The organism is Aeromonas sp. R6-1 (assembly GCF_040908165.1).
In the GTDB taxonomy this organism is placed as follows: domain Bacteria; phylum Pseudomonadota; class Gammaproteobacteria; order Enterobacterales; family Aeromonadaceae; genus Aeromonas; species Aeromonas caviae.
The window spans coordinates 11,002-29,910 of the sequence record NZ_JBFODF010000054.1 but is presented as its reverse complement, the minus strand read 5'-3'; the positions used below and the strand labels follow the sequence as shown (position 1 = coordinate 29,910).

The 18,909-nt window shown below is 62.9% G+C and carries 17 protein-coding genes; 8 read left to right on the top strand and 9 right to left on the bottom strand.

Features of this window, described 5'->3' with window-relative positions:
* Complete coding sequence (locus tag AB5Y68_RS18990) at window positions 1-702, top strand: ABC transporter ATP-binding protein (RefSeq protein ID WP_010672380.1); 702 nt, start codon at window positions 1-3, stop codon at window positions 700-702.
* An 82-nt stretch (window positions 703-784) separates the two neighbouring features.
* On the top strand, window positions 785-1,630 hold the full coding sequence (locus AB5Y68_RS18985; protein WP_039041001.1) for an AraC family transcriptional regulator: 846 nt from the start codon (window positions 785-787) through the stop codon (window positions 1,628-1,630).
* Here AB5Y68_RS18985 and AB5Y68_RS18980 read toward each other — a convergent pair.
* Complete coding sequence (locus tag AB5Y68_RS18980; RefSeq protein ID WP_039041000.1) at window positions 1,609-2,202, bottom strand: LysE family translocator; 594 nt, start codon at window positions 2,200-2,202, stop codon at window positions 1,609-1,611. The genes AB5Y68_RS18985 and AB5Y68_RS18980 overlap by 22 nt on opposite strands.
* Window positions 2,203-2,365: 163 nt before the next feature.
* On the opposite strand from AB5Y68_RS18980, the gene glpE reads away from it, so the two are divergent.
* Complete coding sequence (glpE, locus tag AB5Y68_RS18975; RefSeq protein ID WP_039040999.1) at window positions 2,366-2,689, top strand: thiosulfate sulfurtransferase GlpE; 324 nt, start codon at window positions 2,366-2,368, stop codon at window positions 2,687-2,689.
* A 29-nt stretch (window positions 2,690-2,718) separates the two neighbouring features.
* The gene (gene glpG, locus AB5Y68_RS18970; protein WP_039041020.1) at window positions 2,719-3,552 is read left to right on the top strand and encodes a rhomboid family intramembrane serine protease GlpG; all 834 of its coding nucleotides are present in this window, start codon (window positions 2,719-2,721) and stop codon (window positions 3,550-3,552) included.
* 175 nt (window positions 3,553-3,727) lie between these two features.
* Here the strand turns inward: glpG and AB5Y68_RS18965 are convergent, their stop codons facing one another.
* Complete coding sequence (locus AB5Y68_RS18965) at window positions 3,728-6,166, bottom strand: VolA/Pla-1 family phospholipase (protein ID WP_039040998.1); 2,439 nt, start codon at window positions 6,164-6,166, stop codon at window positions 3,728-3,730.
* A 301-nt stretch (window positions 6,167-6,467) separates the two neighbouring features.
* On the opposite strand from AB5Y68_RS18965, the gene AB5Y68_RS18960 reads away from it, so the two are divergent.
* A complete protein-coding gene (locus AB5Y68_RS18960; RefSeq protein WP_010672374.1) occupies window positions 6,468-6,725 on the top strand; it encodes an accessory factor UbiK family protein in 258 nt (85 codons plus the stop codon).
* Window positions 6,726-6,864: 139 nt separating this feature from the next.
* Here AB5Y68_RS18960 and fre read toward each other — a convergent pair whose 3' ends face one another.
* The 5 genes from fre to trxA all read right to left on the bottom strand — a co-directional run bounded on the left by fre (window position 6,865) and on the right by trxA (window position 12,135).
* Window positions 6,865-7,563: an NAD(P)H-flavin reductase gene (gene fre, locus AB5Y68_RS18955; RefSeq protein ID WP_010672373.1), complete on the bottom strand. Its 699-nt coding sequence runs from the start codon at window positions 7,561-7,563 to the stop codon at window positions 6,865-6,867.
* A gap of 155 nt (window positions 7,564-7,718) precedes the next feature.
* Window positions 7,719-9,188: a 4-hydroxy-3-polyprenylbenzoate decarboxylase gene (gene ubiD / locus AB5Y68_RS18950; RefSeq protein WP_039040997.1), complete on the bottom strand. Its 1,470-nt coding sequence runs from the start codon at window positions 9,186-9,188 to the stop codon at window positions 7,719-7,721.
* 33 nt (window positions 9,189-9,221) lie between these two features.
* A complete protein-coding gene (locus tag AB5Y68_RS18945) occupies window positions 9,222-10,229 on the bottom strand; it encodes a hypothetical protein (protein ID WP_010672371.1) in 1,008 nt (335 codons plus the stop codon).
* Between the two features lie 106 nt (window positions 10,230-10,335).
* On the bottom strand, window positions 10,336-11,601 hold the full coding sequence (gene rho / locus AB5Y68_RS18940) for a transcription termination factor Rho (protein ID WP_010672370.1): 1,266 nt from the start codon (window positions 11,599-11,601) through the stop codon (window positions 10,336-10,338).
* A gap of 207 nt (window positions 11,602-11,808) precedes the next feature.
* Complete coding sequence (gene trxA, locus AB5Y68_RS18935) at window positions 11,809-12,135, bottom strand: thioredoxin TrxA (protein ID WP_010672369.1); 327 nt, start codon at window positions 12,133-12,135, stop codon at window positions 11,809-11,811.
* A gap of 113 nt (window positions 12,136-12,248) precedes the next feature.
* Here trxA and rhlB point away from each other — a divergent pair, with 113 nt between their 5' ends.
* The 3 genes from rhlB to AB5Y68_RS18920 are packed head-to-tail and all read left to right on the top strand — an operon-like array spanning window position 12,249 to window position 15,315.
* On the top strand, window positions 12,249-13,538 hold the full coding sequence (gene rhlB, locus AB5Y68_RS18930; RefSeq protein WP_029313424.1) for an ATP-dependent RNA helicase RhlB: 1,290 nt from the start codon (window positions 12,249-12,251) through the stop codon (window positions 13,536-13,538).
* Between the two features lie 13 nt (window positions 13,539-13,551).
* Entirely contained in the window at window positions 13,552-15,042 is a 1,491-nt protein-coding gene (gene gppA, locus AB5Y68_RS18925) for a guanosine-5'-triphosphate,3'-diphosphate diphosphatase (protein ID WP_010672367.1), read from the top strand.
* Window positions 15,043-15,054: 12 nt separating this feature from the next.
* On the top strand, window positions 15,055-15,315 hold the full coding sequence (locus AB5Y68_RS18920; protein WP_039040996.1) for a Rho-binding antiterminator: 261 nt from the start codon (window positions 15,055-15,057) through the stop codon (window positions 15,313-15,315).
* 70 nt (window positions 15,316-15,385) lie between these two features.
* Here AB5Y68_RS18920 and AB5Y68_RS18915 read toward each other — a convergent pair whose 3' ends face one another.
* Entirely contained in the window at window positions 15,386-16,135 is a 750-nt protein-coding gene (locus AB5Y68_RS18915; protein WP_039041084.1) for a class I SAM-dependent methyltransferase, read from the bottom strand.
* 60 nt (window positions 16,136-16,195) lie between these two features.
* A complete protein-coding gene (locus AB5Y68_RS18910; protein ID WP_039041083.1) occupies window positions 16,196-18,763 on the bottom strand; it encodes a bifunctional diguanylate cyclase/phosphodiesterase in 2,568 nt (855 codons plus the stop codon).
* Window positions 18,764-18,909 lie beyond the last annotated feature (146 nt).

The following is an 18,909-nucleotide window of genomic DNA, read 5'->3' as shown; positions in this document are numbered from 1 at the left end:
ATGTTAGAACTTCGCAACGTATCGACCCACTACGGCAAAATTCAGGCGCTGCACGACGTCAGCGTCGAGGTGAAAGAGGGGGAAATCGTCACCCTGATCGGCGCCAACGGCGCCGGCAAGACCACTCTGCTGATGACCCTGTGTGGCGAGCCCAAGCCAAGCAGCGGTTCCATCTGGTTCGAAGGAGAGCAGATAGACTCCCTCACCACCGCCCGCATCATGCGCAAGGACATCGCCGTGGTGCCGGAGGGGCGCCGCATCTTCGCCCGCCTCACGGTGGAAGAGAACCTGCTGATGGGGGCCTTCTTCGTCGACAAGGCGGAGCAGCGCGGCCTGCTGGATCAGATTTTCACCCTGTTCCCCCGCCTGCACGAGCGGCTGGAGCAGCGGGCAGGCACCATGTCCGGCGGCGAGCAGCAGATGCTGGCCATCGGCCGCGCCCTGATGAGCAAGCCGCGCCTGCTGCTGCTGGATGAACCCTCCCTGGGACTCGCGCCCATCGTCATCCAGCAGATCTTCGACACCATAGAGCAACTGCGCCAGAAGGGGATGACCATCTTCCTGGTGGAGCAGAACGCGAACCAGGCGCTCAAGCTGGCGGATCGCGGCTATGTGCTGGAGAACGGCCGGGTGGTGCTGCAAGACACGGGAGAGGCCCTGTTGGCCAACCCCGCCGTCCGCCAGGCCTATCTCGGCGGCTGAGGATGCAGCAACCATCGTCACCCTTCCCCTGCCGCGCTCCCCGAGCCCGGCAGGGGAACAGCCCCCCGCCGAGGAGCACATCGTGAGCCGAGCGCGGGCGACACAGGATCAGCACCACTTCTGGCACGATCCCGCCCTGCCCTTCATCGAGGCGCGGGCGGTGCAGGATGGCCGGCGCGTCTGCTACGACAAGCACAGCCACCCCCACTTCTCCATCGGCGCCATCACCGGCGGCCACAGCCACTACCTCAACCAGCGCAGCCTGCAAGAGGTCGGCCGCGGCAGCCTGGTGCTGATGAACCCGGAAGAGGTGCACGCCTGCAATCCCGTCGCGGACCAGCCCTGGTCCTATCTGATGTTCTACATCGACAACCTCTGGTTGCAGCGCCAGCAGGAGGAGGCCGGGCTCGGCAACGCGTTTCGCCCCTTCGACATGACCGCAAGCCGGGATCCCCTGCTCTACCAGGGGCTCTGCCGGCTTCATCGGCAACTGGTGGAGGAGCCGGATCCCCTGGCTCGCGAAGTGGCCTGCCACCTCTTCAGCCGCCAGCTTCTGGCCAGGCTCACCCCGGCCAAGTGGGATGACCGCCCTCCCCAGCACCTGCAGCGAGCCGCCGAGCTGATGCAGGACGAGAGTGCCTGCGCCCTCACCCTGGCACAGCTGAGTGCGGTGGCCGGGCTGACCCCTTCCCACTTCGTGCGCGCCTTCAGCCGCCACTACGGCATGACGCCCCATTCCTACCTGCTCGATCAGCGCATTCGCCACGCCCGCACCCTGCTGCGCCAGGGGCAGCCCCTGGCGGAAGTGGCCCTTGCCAGCGGTTTTGCCGATCAGGCCCACTTCCAGCGCCAGTTCAAACGCCGGGTGGCCGCCACCCCGGGCCAGTACAGAGCGCAGCTCGCCCCTCAGGACGAGCGCACCAGATAGGCGGCGCTGAGCAGCAGCAAGAGCGCCATGGCCCGATTGAACCAGCGCAACCGGCGAGGAGAGACCAGCCACCCCTGCAATCGGCTGCCCGCATAGGCCCAACAGGCGATGGAGCCGAGGCAGATCACCAGATAGATGCCGGTAAAGAGGGCGATCTGGCGCATGCCGCCCGCGATCCCATAGGCTCCCATCCCCATGCTGGCGGCGAGCCAGGCCTTGGGATTCAGCCACTGCATCAAGGCCCCGTACCAGAAGGCGGGGGGCACGCCCTCCACTTCCTCCACCTCGCCGCTGTCCACCAGCAACTGCCAGGCCATCCAGCCGAGAAAGAGCACGCCGCCCCAGTGAATGGCCCCCAGCGCCACAGGCCAGCGGGACAGAGCGCCGCCAAGACCCAGCCCCATCAGCAGGAGCAGCAGGATGAAGCCGAGGGTGGCCCCCACCACGTGGCGCAGGCTGGCCGTGAAACCGTACCGGGCGCCGGTGCCAAGGGCGACCAGATTGACCGGCCCCGGGGAGATGGACATGGCCAGGGCAAACCCGGCCATGGATAACAGCAGACTGAATTCCATGGATGATGCTCGTTCAATTGAGGGAAGCCCGAGCCTACCCGGCCCGGGCGGCACGATATTGAAGAAAATTGCGATCCCCTGGATGCCGCCCCCATTGCACACTTAGCGCAAACCGCCGCTTGCGGTAAACTGCCCTTCAACCCTCCATTTTCAGGACATCTCAATGGACCAGTTTGCCCATATCAGCGCCCATGATGCCCACCAGAAGCTGAGCGCAGGCGAAGCCCGTCTCGTGGACATTCGCGATCCCCAATCCTTCGAGACGGCCCACGCGGTCGGCGCCTTCCACCTCACCAACGGCACCCTGGTTCGCTTTATGAACGAGGTGGACTTCGATACCCCCGTCATCGTGATGTGCTATCACGGCAACAGCAGCCAGGGGGCGGCCCAGTACCTGCTGCAACAGGGCTATGACGAGGTCTATAGCCTGGATGGCGGTTTCGAGGCCTGGCGCAGGGAGTTCCCCATCCAGACGGGGGACGCATGACAGAGGCGGGTCGCTCCTCCTCGACCGGCATGATCCAGCTGCTGGTGCTGGGCGACGCCCGCATGGCCCAGGCGCTGGTGGATTATCTCGCCACCCTGGGCATTCCGTGCGAGCTGACCCAGTCCGAGCTCGGCGTCTCGGTCTGGCTGGCGGACGAGCGGCGCCTCGCCCAGGCCCAGCAGGAGGTCAAACGCTTCCTGAGCGAACCCAATCATCCCCGCTACATGGAGGCCTCCTGGCAGTCCGGCCATGCCGATGCCCGGATCGACTACAGCAAGGGGATGACGGATCCGGTCACCGATTTCCTCCACCAGGCGGGCCCTCTGACCCTGGTGGTCATCATCGCCTGCCTGGCCATCTACGCTCTGGATGCCATCGGCCTGCCCATCTTCGACGAGCTCGCCTTCCACCCCACCCTGGCCCAGTTCACCGACTGGCAGGCCTGGCGCTACGTCACCCCGGCCTTTATCCACTTCTCGGTGGTGCACCTGGTGTTCAACCTGTTGTGGTGGTGGTATCTCGGTGGCCAGATAGAGCAGCGCCTCGGCAGCGGCAAGCTGTTCATCCTGCTCATCGTCGGGGCTGCCCTGCCCAATATCGCCGAGTTCTTTGCCAGCGGCCCGCGCTTTGGCGGCCTCTCCGGGGTGGTCTATGCCCTGCTCGGCTACAGCTGGCTGCGAACCAGGCTGCAACCGGATTGCGGCCTCGCCATGCCGCCAGCCCTGATGGGCTTCATGCTGGTCTGGCTGGTGCTCGGCTTCCTGGACATGCTCGGCACCCCCACCGCCAACATGGCCCATTTGGTCGGCCTGCTGGTCGGTCTTGCCCAAGGCTGGCTGGACAGGCACCACAGGCCGGAGTGAGGCCTGGTTGCCGGCAACGGCTCGGCAACCAAAGCGACCACCAACATGGCTCACCTGGCGGGTCTGCTGGTCGGCCTTGCCCAAGGCTGGCTGGACAGGCACCACAGGCCAGCCTGAGCCGATTTGCCATAAAAAACGCCGCCCCAAGGGGCGGCGTTTTTATTGGTCGGCCGGCTTACTGCTTGAGCAGGCTACCGTCGGTCACCTTGACCGCGGTACCGCCGCTTGCGAAGAAGCTGCCGAACTGGGTCTGCATCTCGGTGGTGACGGCGCCGGTCGGATCGAAGTTCTCGTCCGGTGCCAGCAGCGAGCTGTGACCCCCGGCCACGAAGCGGGCCGCTCTGTGGTTGGCGGCGCCGGTGGCGGTCAGCGGTTGCAGGGCCAGGACCTTGAACAGCGGCTCGGTGCCACCCAGGGGGGCGGTGGCGATGCTGTTCGGGATCACCCGATCCGACAGGCTCAGGGCGCCGTCGCCGACGATTTCGGTGGCAAACAGCGGGAAGTCCGCCGCGATACCGCTCCCCAGGTTGATGGGGTCGGCCGAATCCAGCACCGACTGCGCCGCGAAGCTGTAGCTCTGCAGGGTATTGGCCGCCGTGGCCTGGGTGGCCGCATCCTGGCTCGGCAGGAACTCGTTGACGAAGCAGGTCGGCACTGCCGTCTTGCAGTTCGGGGCGTAGGCGGTGAAGGCTGCCTTCAGGGCTGTACTGCCAGCGGTCAGCACGCTCATCTGGATGGTCGGACCGAAGGTCGGCGAGTTCAGCAGCAGCGGCGCTATGCCGCCACCCGGCATGGCCAGGCCGCCAGTGGTGAACTGGAACAAGGGGTCGATGGCAGGATTCAAAGGCTGGTTTGCGACCGCCAGCAGGTTGGCACCCGAGATGGCCCCCAGGGAGTGACCCAGGAAGTGCACCTTGAGACCGGCACCTCCTAATTTGGAAGGCTGGCCATTGGAGGAAAAGCCCTTGGCATTGGCCAGACCGACAGCCAGACGCAGGCCCAGCAGATCCGCCACACTCTGTTTCAGGTTGTCGCGGGCCACGGTCAGGTAGCTCAGGTTCAGGTAGGGGGTCGGGTTGTCGGAGGTGGTCACCGAGTCCATGCTGCCGGTCAGGGCGAAGCCGCGTTCACCGTGCAACGGATGGTCGATCACCACCACGGCCACGTTCTTGCTCGCCTGGGCACCGGCACCGATCTGGCCAAGGGCCAGGGCGTAGGCGTTCTCCTTCACCGAGGTGACGCCGTGCTGATAGATGATCACGTCGGTGATGGTCTTCAGGTCATTGGTAGCGGCGAAGATCCGCATCGGGACGGACTGCACCTCTTCCAGTGCCGGCAGCGGGTTGAAGCGCCCGATATTCATCTCGGGATCCAGCGCCTTGCCGCCGGAGGTGAGGGTCACCCCGATCAGCTTGCTCGCCTCCGCCAGCAGCTCGGCCTGACGGCTCGGATCGGCGATGAGTTCGCCCAGCAGGGCCGGATCCACGCCCGCCCCCACCAGGCCGCCGATCACTTCGGCATCCTGGGCCTTCAGGGCGTTCGCGATGGCGTAGAGGCTGGGGATGGCACCGTGCCAGGACTGGGTCTTCGCCTTGTCCCAGGAGCCGGCGGTAGCCGGGGAGGAGAGGAAGTAGGGCAGCTTGACGGTGCCGCTGTAGACGGTGGTACCCAAGGCCAGATTGTGGAGTGGAGTGCCGTCACCAAAAGCGGCGGCAATCGCATCCTTCTGCTCCTGGGGCAGGAAGTTCTCGGCGTCCAGCTGGGTCAGGAAGGGGCTGCCGCCGCTCACCGACAGGGTATAGGTGCCAGGCAGGCTGGTATTGCCCAGGGCGTCCTGCTTCCACAGGGCGGCGGCGTCCAGGGTCGGGCTCTTGAGCACGGATGCGGCCGCCCCTTTCACCGCCACCAGCACGTCGGCGCCGGACTGGGTACCGAACCAGTCGGAGAAGATCACGTGGTCGCTGGTGATGCCGGTGGCTGCCTTGAACAGCCCTTCCTGCAGCGCAATCAGGCCGCTGATGGTCTGCTCCTGGGCGTTGCTGCCGGTGCTGGTCTTGTAGTTGCTGTAGTCGCTACCCGGTCGCAGGGGGGCACCCGTGCTGTCTTTGAGGGTATCGGTCGCCACTATCATGTAGTAGGAAGAGGGGTTGAGCGGCTTGAGCGGCACCAGATTCAGCTTGCCGGTCGTCTCGGCCACCACGAAGTCCACCCCGTAGGTCAGCACCTTTTTCACGCCGCTCGGACGCAGGGCCGCACTGTCAAACTCCAGCTCCATCAGGTAGAGGGGTGCCACGGAGGCTGCGAATTCAGCAGCGGCCGGCGCCTTGACCTGGATGCCGGAGGCCGTCACCGGCACTATCTGGATCGCCTGGGTAGTCGACCAGCCATCCAGGGTGGAGAGGGCGGACACCGGGTTGGAGAGATCCGCCGTTTCCGTGGAGAATTTCAGGGTACCGTCGGTCGCACGGGCTGCCAGGGCGCTGGGTCGGACTGCATTGGAGCCGCTCAGCAGATAATCGAGATAGCTTGAGGTATCGCCTGTGTTGTCGTCACTGCCACCACAACCGCTCAGCAGCGCACTGACGACGGCCGCGTAAATTAGCTTTTTCTTCATATCCTTATCTCTTTTATGTTGTTATCCATGATGAGCCTGACGGGGTAGGGTTCAAACCCGACCGAATCATATTAACAGCAACGCAACAATTAATAAGCCTCTGGTCAGTCATCTGATCTGATTTTTTTGTGTACACCATCAAGGAATTGGAATTGATTCCCGGTGTCACAGGGTAGCAGCCAGGGTGCATCAACCAGACCCGACCAGAGCCCGATGGGATCCATGGCGCAAAAAGCCGCCCCGATCTCGGCAAAGGGGACGATTTGTCGGTAGAATGGCGCCATTGCTTAAGGAGACCCCCATGATCGACCCGAAAAAACTGGAAGAGATCGCCAAACAGATACACAACGCCCTGCCCCCCGGCATTCGCAGCATGGGTGAAGAGGTGGAGAAAAAGACCCGTCAGGTCTTGCAGGCCCAGCTCAACAAGCTGGATCTGGTGAGCCGCGAGGAGTTCGACGTGCAGACCAAGGTGCTGCTGCGCACCCGGGAGAAGCTGACCGCCCTCGAGGCCAAGCTGGCCCAGCTCGAGCAGCAGCTCGCCGCCAAGGGCGAATGATCCGGCGTGACCCGCCGTAGATAGCACAAACCCCAGCCTGGCTGGGGTTTGTCGTTTTTATGGGGACAACGAGTTTCTCATCCCCCCTTCTCTCGCAAGACGATAAGGGGGCAGATCGACGCACTGCGGTTGGCCGTGGTCAGATAAACTCGTAGGCATCGCCGAAGATGCGCTCGGGCTCGGCGCCCAGCACCTTGAACTCTTCCCGCGCGGCACCGGCCATCTCGAAGCGGCCCGCCACATAGATGTCGTAGTCATGCAGGCTGACGAAGTCATCCATGATGGCCTTGTGCACCAGCCCGGTCCTGCCGGTCCAGTCGCTCTCGGGCTCCTGCACCACGGGAATGAAGGTCAGCGGCGCATAGTCGCGCTCCCACTGCTGCATCTGCTCCAGCTCGTAGAGCCAGTGCGCCTGGCGTACCCCCCAGTAGAGGAACACCGGACGCTTGCTGCCGCTGCCGATCAGGTATTCCAAGATGGCGCGGGCATAGGAGAAGCCGGTGCCGCCCGCCATCAGGATCAGCGGTCGGGGGGATTCGTCGCGCAGGAACGCCTTGCCGGCGGCCAGCTCGACCTCGATCTCTCCCTGCTCGCGCATGCGGGCCAACACCTGACCGGCATAGGCATTCTCGGGAGTGGCACCGATCTGCAGCTCCAGCACGCCGGAGCGGGTCGGCGAGTTGGCGATGGAGAAGGGGCGCTTGTCCGAATCGCTCATCACCACCAGCAGATACTGGCCCGGCTTGAAGCTCACCTCCTGCTGCGGCGCCAGCGCCACGTGCCAGATGGTGTCGACATATTCGCGCAGTTCCTCTACGCGGCACTTGATACGTTGCATTCTTGTCCTTGTGAGGGGCCTGCCCGGCCCGCTTCGCTCATGGTTTCACTGTTTTTATGGCGACCAGTTGGTGGTCAGGTCCGTCGAGCATACCCAATTCGGCACGGCAATACCGCACTTTTGCGTCACAATGGCCGCGCCGCATCGGGGATCCCTCAGTCGAGGATCTTCAGCTCGTCCCAGATGGCATCGATCTTCTGCTTTACCGCCTCGTCCTGGACGATGGGCTGACCCCACTCCCGGTTGCTCTCCCCCGGCCACTTGTTGGTGGCATCCAGCCCCATTTTGGAGCCGAGCCCGGAGACCGGCGAGGCGAAGTCCAGGTAGTCGATGGGGGTGTGCTCGATCAGGGTGGTGTCCCTGGCCGGATCCATCCGGGTGGTGATGGCCCAGATCACGTCCTTCCAGTCCCGGGCATTGATGTCGTCATCGCAGACGATCACGAACTTGGTGTACATGAACTGGCGCAGGAAGGACCAGACTCCCAGCATCACCCGCTTGGCGTGGCCAGGGTAACGCTTCTTGATGGTCACCACCGCCATCCGGTAGGAGCACCCCTCCGGCGGCAGGTAGAAATCCACGATCTCGGGGAACTGCTTCTGCAACAGCGGCACGAACACCTCGTTGAGCGCCACCCCGAGCACCGCCGGCTCATCGGGCGGACGGCCGGTGTAGGTGCTGTGGTAGATGGCATCCCGGCGCATCGTCATGTGGGTGATGGTGAAGACCGGGAACTCGTCCACTTCGTTGTAGTAGCCGGTGTGATCGCCGTAAGGCCCTTCGGGGGCAATCTCCCCCGGCTCCAGATAGCCTTCCAGCACGATCTCGGCGCTGGCGGGCACTTCCAGATCGCAGCTCAGCGCCTTCACCACCTCGGTACGGCTGCCCCGCAGCAGACCGGCAAAGGCGTATTCGGAGAGGCTGTCCGGGACCGGCGTCACCGCGCCCAGGATGGTCGCCGGATCGGCGCCCAGCGCCACCGCCACCGGGAAGCGTTCGCCCGGGTGGGCCTCCTGCCACTCGCGAAAATCGATGGCGCCGCCCCGGTGATCCAGCCAGCGCATGATCAGCTTGTTCTTGCCGATTTTCTGCTGGCGATAGATGCCGAGGTTCTGCCGCTTCTTGTAGGGACCGCGGGTGATGGTCAGACCCCAGGTGACCAGGGGCGCCACATCCCCGGGCCAGCAGTGCTGGATGGGGATCTGATCCAGATCCACCGCGTCCCCTTCCAGCACCACCTGCTGACAGGGGGCCGAAGAGAGCCGCTTGGTCGGCATGTTGAGCACCTGCTTGAAGATGGGCAGCTTCTCCATCAGCTCCTTGAGCCCGCGAGGCGGCTCCGGCTCTTTCAGATAGGAGAGCCAGGTCCCCACCTGGCGCAGGGCGCTGACGTTGGGCTGGCCCATGCCCATGGCAACCCGGTCCGGCGTGCCGAACAGGTTGGTCAACACCGGCATGGTGTAGCCCTTGGGATTCTCAAACAGCAGGGCAGGCCCCCCCGCCCGCAGGGTGCGGTCGCTGATCTCGGTCATCTCCAGATAGGGGTCTATCTCGCGACTGATGCGCCTGAGCTGTCCGTTTTGTTCCAACTGCGCGATAAAATCACGCAAGTCCTTGTATTTCATGCAAGTACCCCAGCGGGATCAGGTGGTCCCGCATTATAACCCTGGCGGCGTATCCGGTGTACCCGTATCGGACCTCATGACGGACGAGGCGTGTCGCCGCTCCTGAAGCGTCAGCCGGTTTGCCAATTGACCCAGGAGCCTGGGCTCGTCCATCTGCAACAACAGGCCGGCCACCAGCCCGCCATACTGGTGCTTGCCGAGTTCGGCCAGGAGGAACTGCTGGGCCCCGTCCGGCAAGGGGGAGAGGCGGCTGAGCTGGTGCAGGGCGGGGACCATCAGGCGGCTGTTCTGGCTGGCGGCGATCAGCAGATCGCTCGCCTCCTGACCTGAATAAAAGCGGGAAATGGTGTGTAGCGCAGTCAGGCTATCGTGATCCACTGGCTGACGCCACAGCTTGAGGTAGAGTGCCGTCTCCCCGGTCTGTTCGATGAAGTGCAGCAGCAACTGGTTGTCCGGCAGGAAGAGATTGAGGGCGGCAAGCCGCTGCGCCTCCCGGCGCAGCACGGATACCGGCTGCCGATCGAGCACCGCCAGCAGGGCCTGCTGCTGCTGTGCCAGCTCGGGATTGCGGCTGTAGTAGACCTGCTTGAAGTCAAAGCGATCCTGCTCCAGCAACTGGCGATAGTTGTCCTGCCAGGCCAGCTGCTGCCAGTGGCTCAGCACCAGCCGGGCCTCGGCGGGGAAGTCATAGGCGGGTAGCTGCACCAGGAAACCGTCCACCTTCCCTTCCACCAGCCATTGTGGCGCCTTGGCCGCTTGTGCCCGTACCCAGGCCAGCAGCGCCGGGCTCGGTGCGCCCGATGACTTGAGCTCACCCAGCAACTGGAACAACAGGAACTCCCGCTGCCCCACCGACAGGGTCTCGAGCAACGAGTCCATGGCATCAAACTGTCCGAGCGCCATGCGGCCGTCCAGGTACGCCCGATGCCCCTCCAGTCCCTCGTCCGCCACCAGGGGAGCCTGCAATTGCGGCGGGGAGTCGGCATGCACCGGGGCCGCCAGCCACAACCAACCCATCCATATGAACAACACCAGCTTCATGACGTCCCTTTCCTTGTGACATCGAGGCTTCATACTACTAAGCCAGCCGTGAAATAGATAAACAAAAACCGCGACCTGGGCCGCGGTTTTGTCATTGAAGAGACTGTTACTTCTGTTGACGCTTCATGGAGTCGAAGAACTCGTCGTTGGTCTTGGTCGCAGCCAGCTTGTCGATGAGGAACTCGATACTGTCGATCTCGCCCATGGGGTGAATGATCTTGCGCAGGATCCACATCTTCTGCAGCTCGTCCGGGGCGGTCAGCAGCTCTTCCTTGCGGGTGCCGGAACGGGTGATGTCGATGGCCGGGTAGACGCGCTTCTCGGCAATCTTGCGCGAGAGGTGCAGTTCCATGTTGCCGGTACCCTTGAACTCTTCGTAGATGACTTCATCCATCTTGGAGCCGGTATCGATCAGCGCGGTGGCGATGATGGTCAGGCTGCCGCCCTCTTCGACGTTGCGCGCCGCACCGAAGAAACGCTTCGGACGGTGCAGGGCGTTGGCGTCCACACCACCGGTCAGCACCTTGCCGGAAGACGGGATGACGGTGTTGTAGGCGCGGGCCAGACGGGTGATGGAGTCCAGCAGGATCACCACGTCCTTCTTGTGCTCGACCAGACGCTTGGCCTTCTCGATCACCATTTCGGCGACCTGGACGTGACGGGAGGCCGGCTCGTCGAAGGTGGAGGCGATGACTTCGCCCTTCACCATGCGCTGCATCTCGGTCACTTCTTCCGGACGCTCGTCAATCAGCAGCACGATCAGCTCACAATCCGGGTGGTTGTAGGCGATGCTCTGGGCGATGTTCTGCAGCAGCATGGTCTTACCGGCCTTGGGCGGTGCAACGATGAGACCGCGCTGGCCCTTGCCGATCGGGGATGCCAGATCCAGTACACGGGCGGTGATGTCTTCGGTGGAACCGTTGCCACGCTCCATGCGCAGACGCTCGTTGGCGTGCAGGGGAGTGAGGTTTTCAAACAGGATCTTGTTGCGGGAGTTTTCCGGACGGTCGTAGTTGACGTCGTTGACCTTGAGCAGGGCGAAATAGCGCTCGCCCTCTTTCGGCGGCCGGATCTTGCCGGAAATGGTATCGCCGGTACGCAGGTTGAAGCGGCGGATCTGGCTCGGGGAGACATAGATGTCATCCGGACCAGCGAGATAAGAGCCGTCTGCACTGCGCAGGAAACCGAAACCGTCGGTCAGGATTTCCAGCACACCGTCGCCAAAGATATCCTCGCCGCCCTTGGCGTGCGCCTTGAGGATTGCAAAGATAATGTCTTTCTTGTGCGCCCGAGCCAGATTTTCCAACCCCATGGATTCGCCAAGCTGGACCAGCTCGGACACAGGAGTGTTCTTAAGTTCAGTCAGATTCATAGTGGTGAAAGTCTGTAAGCAAGGATTGAAATGAGGAGACAGTCTGCTGGATTGATGCTGATCGGATTTGACTTGCCAGGCTGGTAGTTAAGCAAAGAGTCAGGCAAAAAGGTTAGCAAACGAGCGATAAACTAGCACCAATCAGGGTGAGCGTCTAGGTGATAAAACACAAGGAGCGCATTATTGCAATGCGCTCCTTCTTGATTATTACAGGTTGCCGTCCAAGAACTCTTTCAGTTGGGTCTTGGACAGGGCGCCGACCTTGGTCGCTGCCACTTCACCATTCTTGAACAGCAGCAGGGTCGGGATACCACGAATGCCGTACTTGGGCGGAGTGTCGGCGTTATGATCGATGTTCAATTTCGCCACGGTCACGCGACCTTCATATTCCTGAGCAACTTCGTTCAGGATCGGGGCAATCATCTTGCACGGTCCACACCATTCGGCCCAGAAATCGACCAGAACAGGGCTGTCGGCGTTGATTACATCGGCCTCGAAGCTGGCATCGCTCAGCTGAACAATCTTGTCACTCATCTCCAACTCCAGTCAGTAATTAAGGCTTTATTGATGGTTCAACAAAGGCAATAGTTGCCCTATTTGAAATGATCCTGTTTATTATTGCAAGCCTAACCTGATAACCTACCGCCATGAGCAAAACACATCTAACGACCGAAAAATTCGCCCAAATGGGCCTCGAACCCGAAGTTCTGGCTGGTCTGGAATCAAAGGGATTTCACTATTGTACGCCCATCCAGGCACTCTCCCTGCCCCTGCTGGTTGAAGGTCATGACCTCGCCGGTCAGGCCCAGACGGGGACCGGTAAAACCCTGGCTTTCCTGGCGGCGACATTCAACTATTTGCTGACCCATCCGCTGACCAGGCCGCGCCTCGTCAACCAGCCCCGCGCCATCATCATGGCCCCGACCCGGGAGCTGGCCGTCCAGATCTATAACGATGCAGAGAGCATGTCCGCCTCCACCGGGCTCAAGCTCGGTCTCGCCTATGGTGGCGAAGGCTACGACAAGCAGCTGGCCGTGCTGGAACAGGGCGTCGACATCCTGATCGGCACCACCGGCCGCATCATCGACTACTTCAAGTCCAAGGTCATCGATCTCGGCAACATCCAGGTCGTGGTACTGGACGAAGCGGATCGCATGTTCGATCTGGGCTTCATCAAGGACATCCGTTTCCTGTTCCGCCGCATGCCCCCCGCTACCGAGCGTCTGAGCATGCTGTTCTCCGCCACCCTCTCCCTGCGGGTGCAGGAGCTGGCCTATGAACACATGAACCACCCGGAACATGTGCAGGTCGAACCGGAACAGATGACGGGCGTGCGGATCAAGGAGGAGCTCTTCTACCCCTCCAACGAAGACAAGATGTTGCTGCTGCTCTCCCTGATGGAAGAGGAGTGGCCCGAGAAAGCCATCGTCTTCGCCAACACCAAGCACGTCTGTGAAGACGTTCACGCCTGGCTGGAGAACGACGGCCACCGCGTCGGCCTGCTGACCGGCGACGTGCCGCAGAAGAAGCGGATGAAGATCCTGGAAGAGTTCACCAAGGGTACCCTGGATATCCTGGTCGCCACCGACGTGGCCGCCCGTGGTCTGCACATCCCCGACGTGACCCACGTCTTCAACTACGACCTGCCCGACGATGCCGAAGACTATGTCCACCGCATCGGTCGTACCGGCCGCGCCGGCAGAAGCGGTCACTCCATCAGCCTGGCCTGTGAAGACTATGCCTTCAACCTGCCGGCCATCGAGGAGTACATCCACCACCCCATCCCGGTCAGCAAGTATGACCGCGAGGCGCTGCTGGATGACGTCACCGCACCAAAACGGGTGTTCCGCAACCGCCAGCCGGTGAACCGCAACATGCGGGATCGCCAGGGCGGTGGCAACAGCAACAACCGTCGTCGTCCCCCCCGCAAGAACTGAGGGATCGGCCAAGTTGCACAACTCGCCTCTCTATGCCGCCATCGACCTCGGCTCCAACAGCTTTCACATGCTGGTGGTGCGCGAGGTCGCCGGTGCCCTGCGCACCGTCACCAAGGTCAAGCGCAAGGTACGCCTCGCCGCCGGCCTCGATGCCGATTTTCGCCTCAACCGTGCCGCCATGGAGCGGGGCTGGGATTGTCTGCGCCTCTTCTCCGAGCAGTTGCAGGACATCCCGTCCGACAACATCCGGGTAGTGGGCACCGCCACCCTGCGCCTGGCCACCAACGTCGACGAATTCATCAGCGAAGCGGAACGGGTGCTCAACCACAGCATCGAGATCATCTCGGGCGAGGAAGAAGCCAAGACCATCTATGAAGGTGTCTCCTGGACGTCGGCAGGGGAAGGCAACCGGCTGGTGATCGACATCGGCGGGGCCAGCACCGAGCTGGTGATCGGCGAGCAGAGCGAAGCCAAGCTGCTCAACAGCCTGCACATGGGCTGCGTCACCTGGCTCAACAACCACTTCGGTGATGGCGAGCTCTCCGAGACGCGCTTCAACCAGGCCATTGCCGCCGCCAAGGCGGTACTGGAGAAAGTGGCTGCGGACTACCGTGTCCTCGGCTGGCGCACCTGCGTCGGCGCCTCCGGCACCGTCCAGGCGCTGCAGGAGATCATGCTGGCCCAGGGCAAGAGCGAGCGGGTCACCCTGCCCAAGTTGCAAGAGCTGATGGGTCAGGCCATCGCCTGCGGCAGACTCGATAAGTTGCAGCTCGAAGGGCTGGCGGCCGAACGGCTGACCGTGTTCCCCTCCGGTCTCGCCATCCTGATCGCCATCTTCGAGACCCTCGACATCGAGAGCATGACCCTGGCGGGTGGTGCCCTGCGTGAAGGGCTCATCTACGGCCTGCTCGGCAACAATCACGATTGTGATGCCCGGGATCGCACCGCCGACAGCCTGATCAGCCGCTACCAGCTCGACAAGGAGCACGCCGAGCGGGTCCGCGACACCGCCATCGAGGCGTTCACCCAGTTGCAGCCGGCCTGGCGCCTCTCCAAGCGCTACGGTCGCCCGATCCTGCGCTACGCAGCCCTGCTGCACGAAATCGGTCTGTGCATCGAGTACAAGAAGGCGCCGCAGCACGCTGCCTACATCATCGACAACATCGACATGCCTGGCTTCACCCCCGCGCAGAAGAAGCTGCTGTCGGCCCTGCTGTTCAACCAGCGGGATGAATTCAAGCTGGAGCCGCTGGAGAAACAGGGCGCCGTCACCGGTCGCCAGGCGATCCGGCTGGCTCGCATCCTGCGCATCTCCCTCATCCTCTGCATGCGCCGGACCCAGGGCACTGTGCCCAGGTTCATGCTGCAAGCCGATGAAGATGCCCTGACCCTGACCCTGCCCAAGGGGTGGCTGGACGAGCACTACCTGCGCGCCAGCGAGCTGCGCCTCGAGGTGGAACGCCAGCAGAAGATGGGCTGGTCCACCCGGCTGCTGGAAGCCTGAGGCGCACACCCCATGGCCGATTACCAACCCATCAGCTGTGACCTGTACGACTGGCTGGAGATCGCCGCCAGCTGGCAGCTGCCCGTCACGATCACCGACCGGGATGGACGAACCTGGGCGGACAAGATCCGCACCATAGAAGCCAGCGATGGAGTCGAATATCTGCTGCTGGAGCGCGCTGAGCGCCTCAGCCTGGCGGACCTGGCGACCCTGGAACTCGTCTGGCAAGGGGAAGAAAAGCGGATCCACTTCGCCCCACCCCGCAGCCAATGAATAGCAAGAGGGCCAACCTGATCAGGTTGGCCCTCTTCGTTTGACGCTCAGATTCCCTGCCAGTCGCCACTCAACTCGCCAGCGCCGCCATCACATAGACGTCGAAGCGGTTGCTCTTGGTCTCGATGGCCATGCTGGGCTTGTGCTCGTTGAGCCAGCCCGCATAGTCGGGCCGCTTCACCACCACCCGCTTGTCAGCCATCCTGAGCGCCGCCGGCAGCAGGGCATCCGCGTCGAGATCCGCCCCCACCAGGGACTGGAACACCCGCATCTCTTTTTTCACCAGCGCCGACTTCTGCTTGTGGGGGAACATGGGGTCCAGGTAGATGACCTCCGGCCGCTCGGTCAGCGCCAGCAGGGTTTCCACCGCCGGGCCTTGCTGCAGTTGCATCCGCTCGCGCACCCAGGGGCCTATCTCGGGATCCTGCCCCGCCCGGGTCAGACCGTCCTGGAGCAGGGCCGCCACCACGGGGCTGCGTTCGATCAGGGTCACCTTGCAGCCGAGGGAGGCGAGCACGAAGGCATCGCGCCCGAGCCCGGCGGTGGCATCCACCACGGTCGGCATGGCTCCCGACTTCAATCCCACCGCCTTGGCGATGGACTGGCCGCGCCCGCCACCGAACTTGCGCCTATGGGCCACCGCCCCTTCCACGAAGTCCACATAGACGGCCCCCAGCTTGGGTTCGTCCAGCTTGCGCAGCTCCAACCGCGATGCGGTCAGCACCAGGGCGAAGGGCGCGGGAAACGCCACGTCGGCAAGGCGCTGGCGCAGGGCGTCGAGCTCGCCATCGCGGGCGGGCACTTCACTGAAAACCTGAATATGGGGCATAACATGGACTCATCACGGCGCAGAAGCCGGCATGATAGCAGAAGCGGGGGGTCAGCTCACCGTGGTCAGATTCGCCAGGTTCATTCCCTGACGGTTGAGGCTCAGGTACTCGGTCAGATCGTCGAAGGGCAGCGGGCGGCTGAGCAGATACCCCTGGGTGAAGGCGCACCCCTTCTGGCAGAGGAAGTTGAGCTGCTCCCGGGTCTCCACCCCTTCGATCACCACCTGCATGCCAAGGTTGTGCACGATGTTGATGATGCCGTCGAGCAGCAGGCGGTCCTGCTCGTTGAAGGGAATATGGCGTACGAAGGAGCGATCGATCTTCACCAGATCCACCGGGAAGGTACGCAGGTAGTTCAGTGCCGAGTAGCCGGTGCCGAAGTCGTCGATGGCCAGCTTGCAACCCGCCTCGCGCAGGGCATCGATCCGCACCCTGTGCTGATCGCTGGTCTCCATCAGCAGGGACTCGGTGATCTCGATGATGATGTCCGCCGGATCCAGCTCGAAGTGGCGGATCACCCTGAGCCACTCGTTGGCCTCCGGGTCTATGGTCTGGAACTCCAGGGTGGAGCGGTTGATGGACATCTGCAGATCCGGGAAGCCGGACTGCTGCAATCTGGCCAGATCCCGGCAAGACTGCCACAGCACCAGGGCACCCAGCCCCTGGATGAGCCCCGCCTCTTCCGCCAGCGGGATGAAATCCGCCGGTGAGACCTGACCCCAGTGGGGGTGATACCAGCGCACCAGGGCCTCCAGCTTGGCGACCCGGCCGCTGCGGTTGTCCCAGATGGGCTGGTAGGCCATGGTCAGCTGGCCCAGCTTGATGGCCTCCGCCAGATCGTGCTGCATCTGGTGGCGCTGGCTCACCTCTTCCCGCATGGAGGCGTTGTAGGTGCCGAGGGGACGTCCCTGGCGCTTGGCGACGAACAGGGCCTGCTCGGCATTGCGCAAGAGCTCGTCGCTGTCGCCGCCGTCATTGGGACAGAGGGTGATCCCCAGGGTGGCGGTCACATAGAGGTGCTGGTTGGCCAGCATGAAGGGACGGGCAAAGCCGCCGATCACCTGCTTGGCAAACACCTCGGCCTGACGGCGGTTGACGATGCCGGGCACCAGGAAGGCAAACTCGTCGCCGCCGATGCGGGCCACCAGGTCCTCGGTGCGCACCCGGCTCACCAGCCGATCCGATACCTCCCGCAGCAGGGCGTCGCCCACATGGTGATCCATGCTGTTGTTGACCGCCTTGAAGTTGTTGAGGTCGAGCACCATGAGGGCGAAGCGCTCCCCCCGCTCGCAGAAGCGGGCCAGACAGCGACCGAACAGCCAGCGGTTGGGCAGGCCGGTGAGGTTGTCGTAGTTGGCCTGGGCGGCGATCTTCTGCTCCGCCAGCTTGGTCTGGGAAAGATCGCTGAAGATGGCGATGTATTGACTGATCTTGCCCCCTTCCCGCACGGCGCTGATCATCAGCTGCTGGGGATAGAGCTTGCCGTTCTTGCGCTTGTTCCACACCTCCCCACGCCAGATCCCCACCCGCTCCAGGGCGTGGTACATGTCCGCATAGAAGGTCTGATCGTGCAGTCCGGACTTCAGCATGCTGGGCCGCTGGCCACACGCCTCCTCCTCGCTGTAACCGGTGATCTTCTCGAAGGCCGGATTGACCGAGATGATGCGGCTGTCGGCATCGCACACCAGAATGGCTTCGGATAGGTTGTCATAGACCCGGTGGGAGAGCTTGAGCTGCTCCGCATGGCGCCTGATGGGATCGATGTTCTCCAGCACCACCATGAGATAGTCGGGGTGCATCTGCTCGTTGCGGATCAGGGTCACCGTCACCCGTCCCCACAGGACGGTCCCATCCCGATGGAGATAACGCTTCTCCTGGGTAAACGCGGGACGCTCTCCCCGCTTGAGGGCGTCGTAGAGCGCAATACTGGTCTGCCAGTCGTCCGGATGGTTGATTTCGGCGACGGTGAGCTGTTGCAGCTCCTCCTGGCTGTAGCCGAGCATCTTCTCGATGGCCGGGTTCGCCCAGAGGATCTTGCCGCCCAGATCCACCTTGCCGATGCCCACGGGCGCATGGGACATCATGGTGTCCAGGAAGTGGTGATGTTCCGGTTGCGCCGGCTGCTCCTGGCTCTGGCGCTGCTGATACATCAGCGCCAGTTCACGACCGGCGAGCGGGGCCAGCAGACGCAGCAGGCCCACTATCTTCTCCATTCTCGGCATGGCCCGCTTGAACATGACGCTGCACAGGCCGATGGTCTCTCCCTCGGCGTTCTTGAGCGCGACGCCGGCATAGGCTCTCACCTCGCAGCGCTCCAGCACGGCGGCGTGGGGGAACAGCTGGCGGGTGCGATCACTGAACCAGGCTTCACCCTGTTGCATGGCGATCTCCCCCGGAGTGTCGGCGAGGGGGAAGCTGTAGGCGTTGATGTCGAGGGAGGCGGGATAGGCGGCATGCACGGTAAAGAACAGACCCGCCTGATCCTTGCCGGACACCAGGACGAAGTCAGCCCCCACCGCGTTGGCGATTTCACTCACAAAGGCATCAAAATATCCCTGACCACTCGAATGAGACAGGCTGGAGATGATTTGATAGACAGACTCGAGTGCTCGCCTCATGGCAAGGTTCTTTCTCTCCCTGGAAGGTAGAACCCGACTCTACTGAAGAGGCGGGGACAGTGCAAACATGCACTCCGCAAGATATTAAAAAGGCTTGGAAAAAGGGACCAAAAGGTCCCTTTTTCTATCAAAAATCACGTTTCGAT

Coding starts and splice junctions, on each gene's coding strand:
- AB5Y68_RS18990 (WP_010672380.1), top strand. CDS start 1: ATGTTAGAACTTCGCAACGTATCGACCCACTACGGCAAAATTCAGGCG.
- AB5Y68_RS18980 (WP_039041000.1), bottom strand. CDS start 2,202: ATGGAATTCAGTCTGCTGTTATCCATGGCCGGGTTTGCCCTGGCCATG.
- glpE (WP_039040999.1), top strand. CDS start 2,366: ATGGACCAGTTTGCCCATATCAGCGCCCATGATGCCCACCAGAAGCTG.
- glpG (WP_039041020.1), top strand. CDS start 2,719: ATGATCCAGCTGCTGGTGCTGGGCGACGCCCGCATGGCCCAGGCGCTG.
- AB5Y68_RS18965 (WP_039040998.1), bottom strand. CDS start 6,166: ATGAAGAAAAAGCTAATTTACGCGGCCGTCGTCAGTGCGCTGCTGAGC.
- AB5Y68_RS18960 (WP_010672374.1), top strand. CDS start 6,468: ATGATCGACCCGAAAAAACTGGAAGAGATCGCCAAACAGATACACAAC.
- fre (WP_010672373.1), bottom strand. CDS start 7,563: ATGCAACGTATCAAGTGCCGCGTAGAGGAACTGCGCGAATATGTCGAC.
- ubiD (WP_039040997.1), bottom strand. CDS start 9,188: ATGAAATACAAGGACTTGCGTGATTTTATCGCGCAGTTGGAACAAAAC.
- AB5Y68_RS18945 (WP_010672371.1), bottom strand. CDS start 10,229: ATGAAGCTGGTGTTGTTCATATGGATGGGTTGGTTGTGGCTGGCGGCC.
- rho (WP_010672370.1), bottom strand. CDS start 11,601: ATGAATCTGACTGAACTTAAGAACACTCCTGTGTCCGAGCTGGTCCAG.
- trxA (WP_010672369.1), bottom strand. CDS start 12,135: ATGAGTGACAAGATTGTTCAGCTGAGCGATGCCAGCTTCGAGGCCGAT.
- rhlB (WP_029313424.1), top strand. CDS start 12,249: ATGAGCAAAACACATCTAACGACCGAAAAATTCGCCCAAATGGGCCTC.
- AB5Y68_RS18920 (WP_039040996.1), top strand. CDS start 15,055: ATGGCCGATTACCAACCCATCAGCTGTGACCTGTACGACTGGCTGGAG.
- AB5Y68_RS18910 (WP_039041083.1), bottom strand. CDS start 18,763: ATGAGGCGAGCACTCGAGTCTGTCTATCAAATCATCTCCAGCCTGTCT.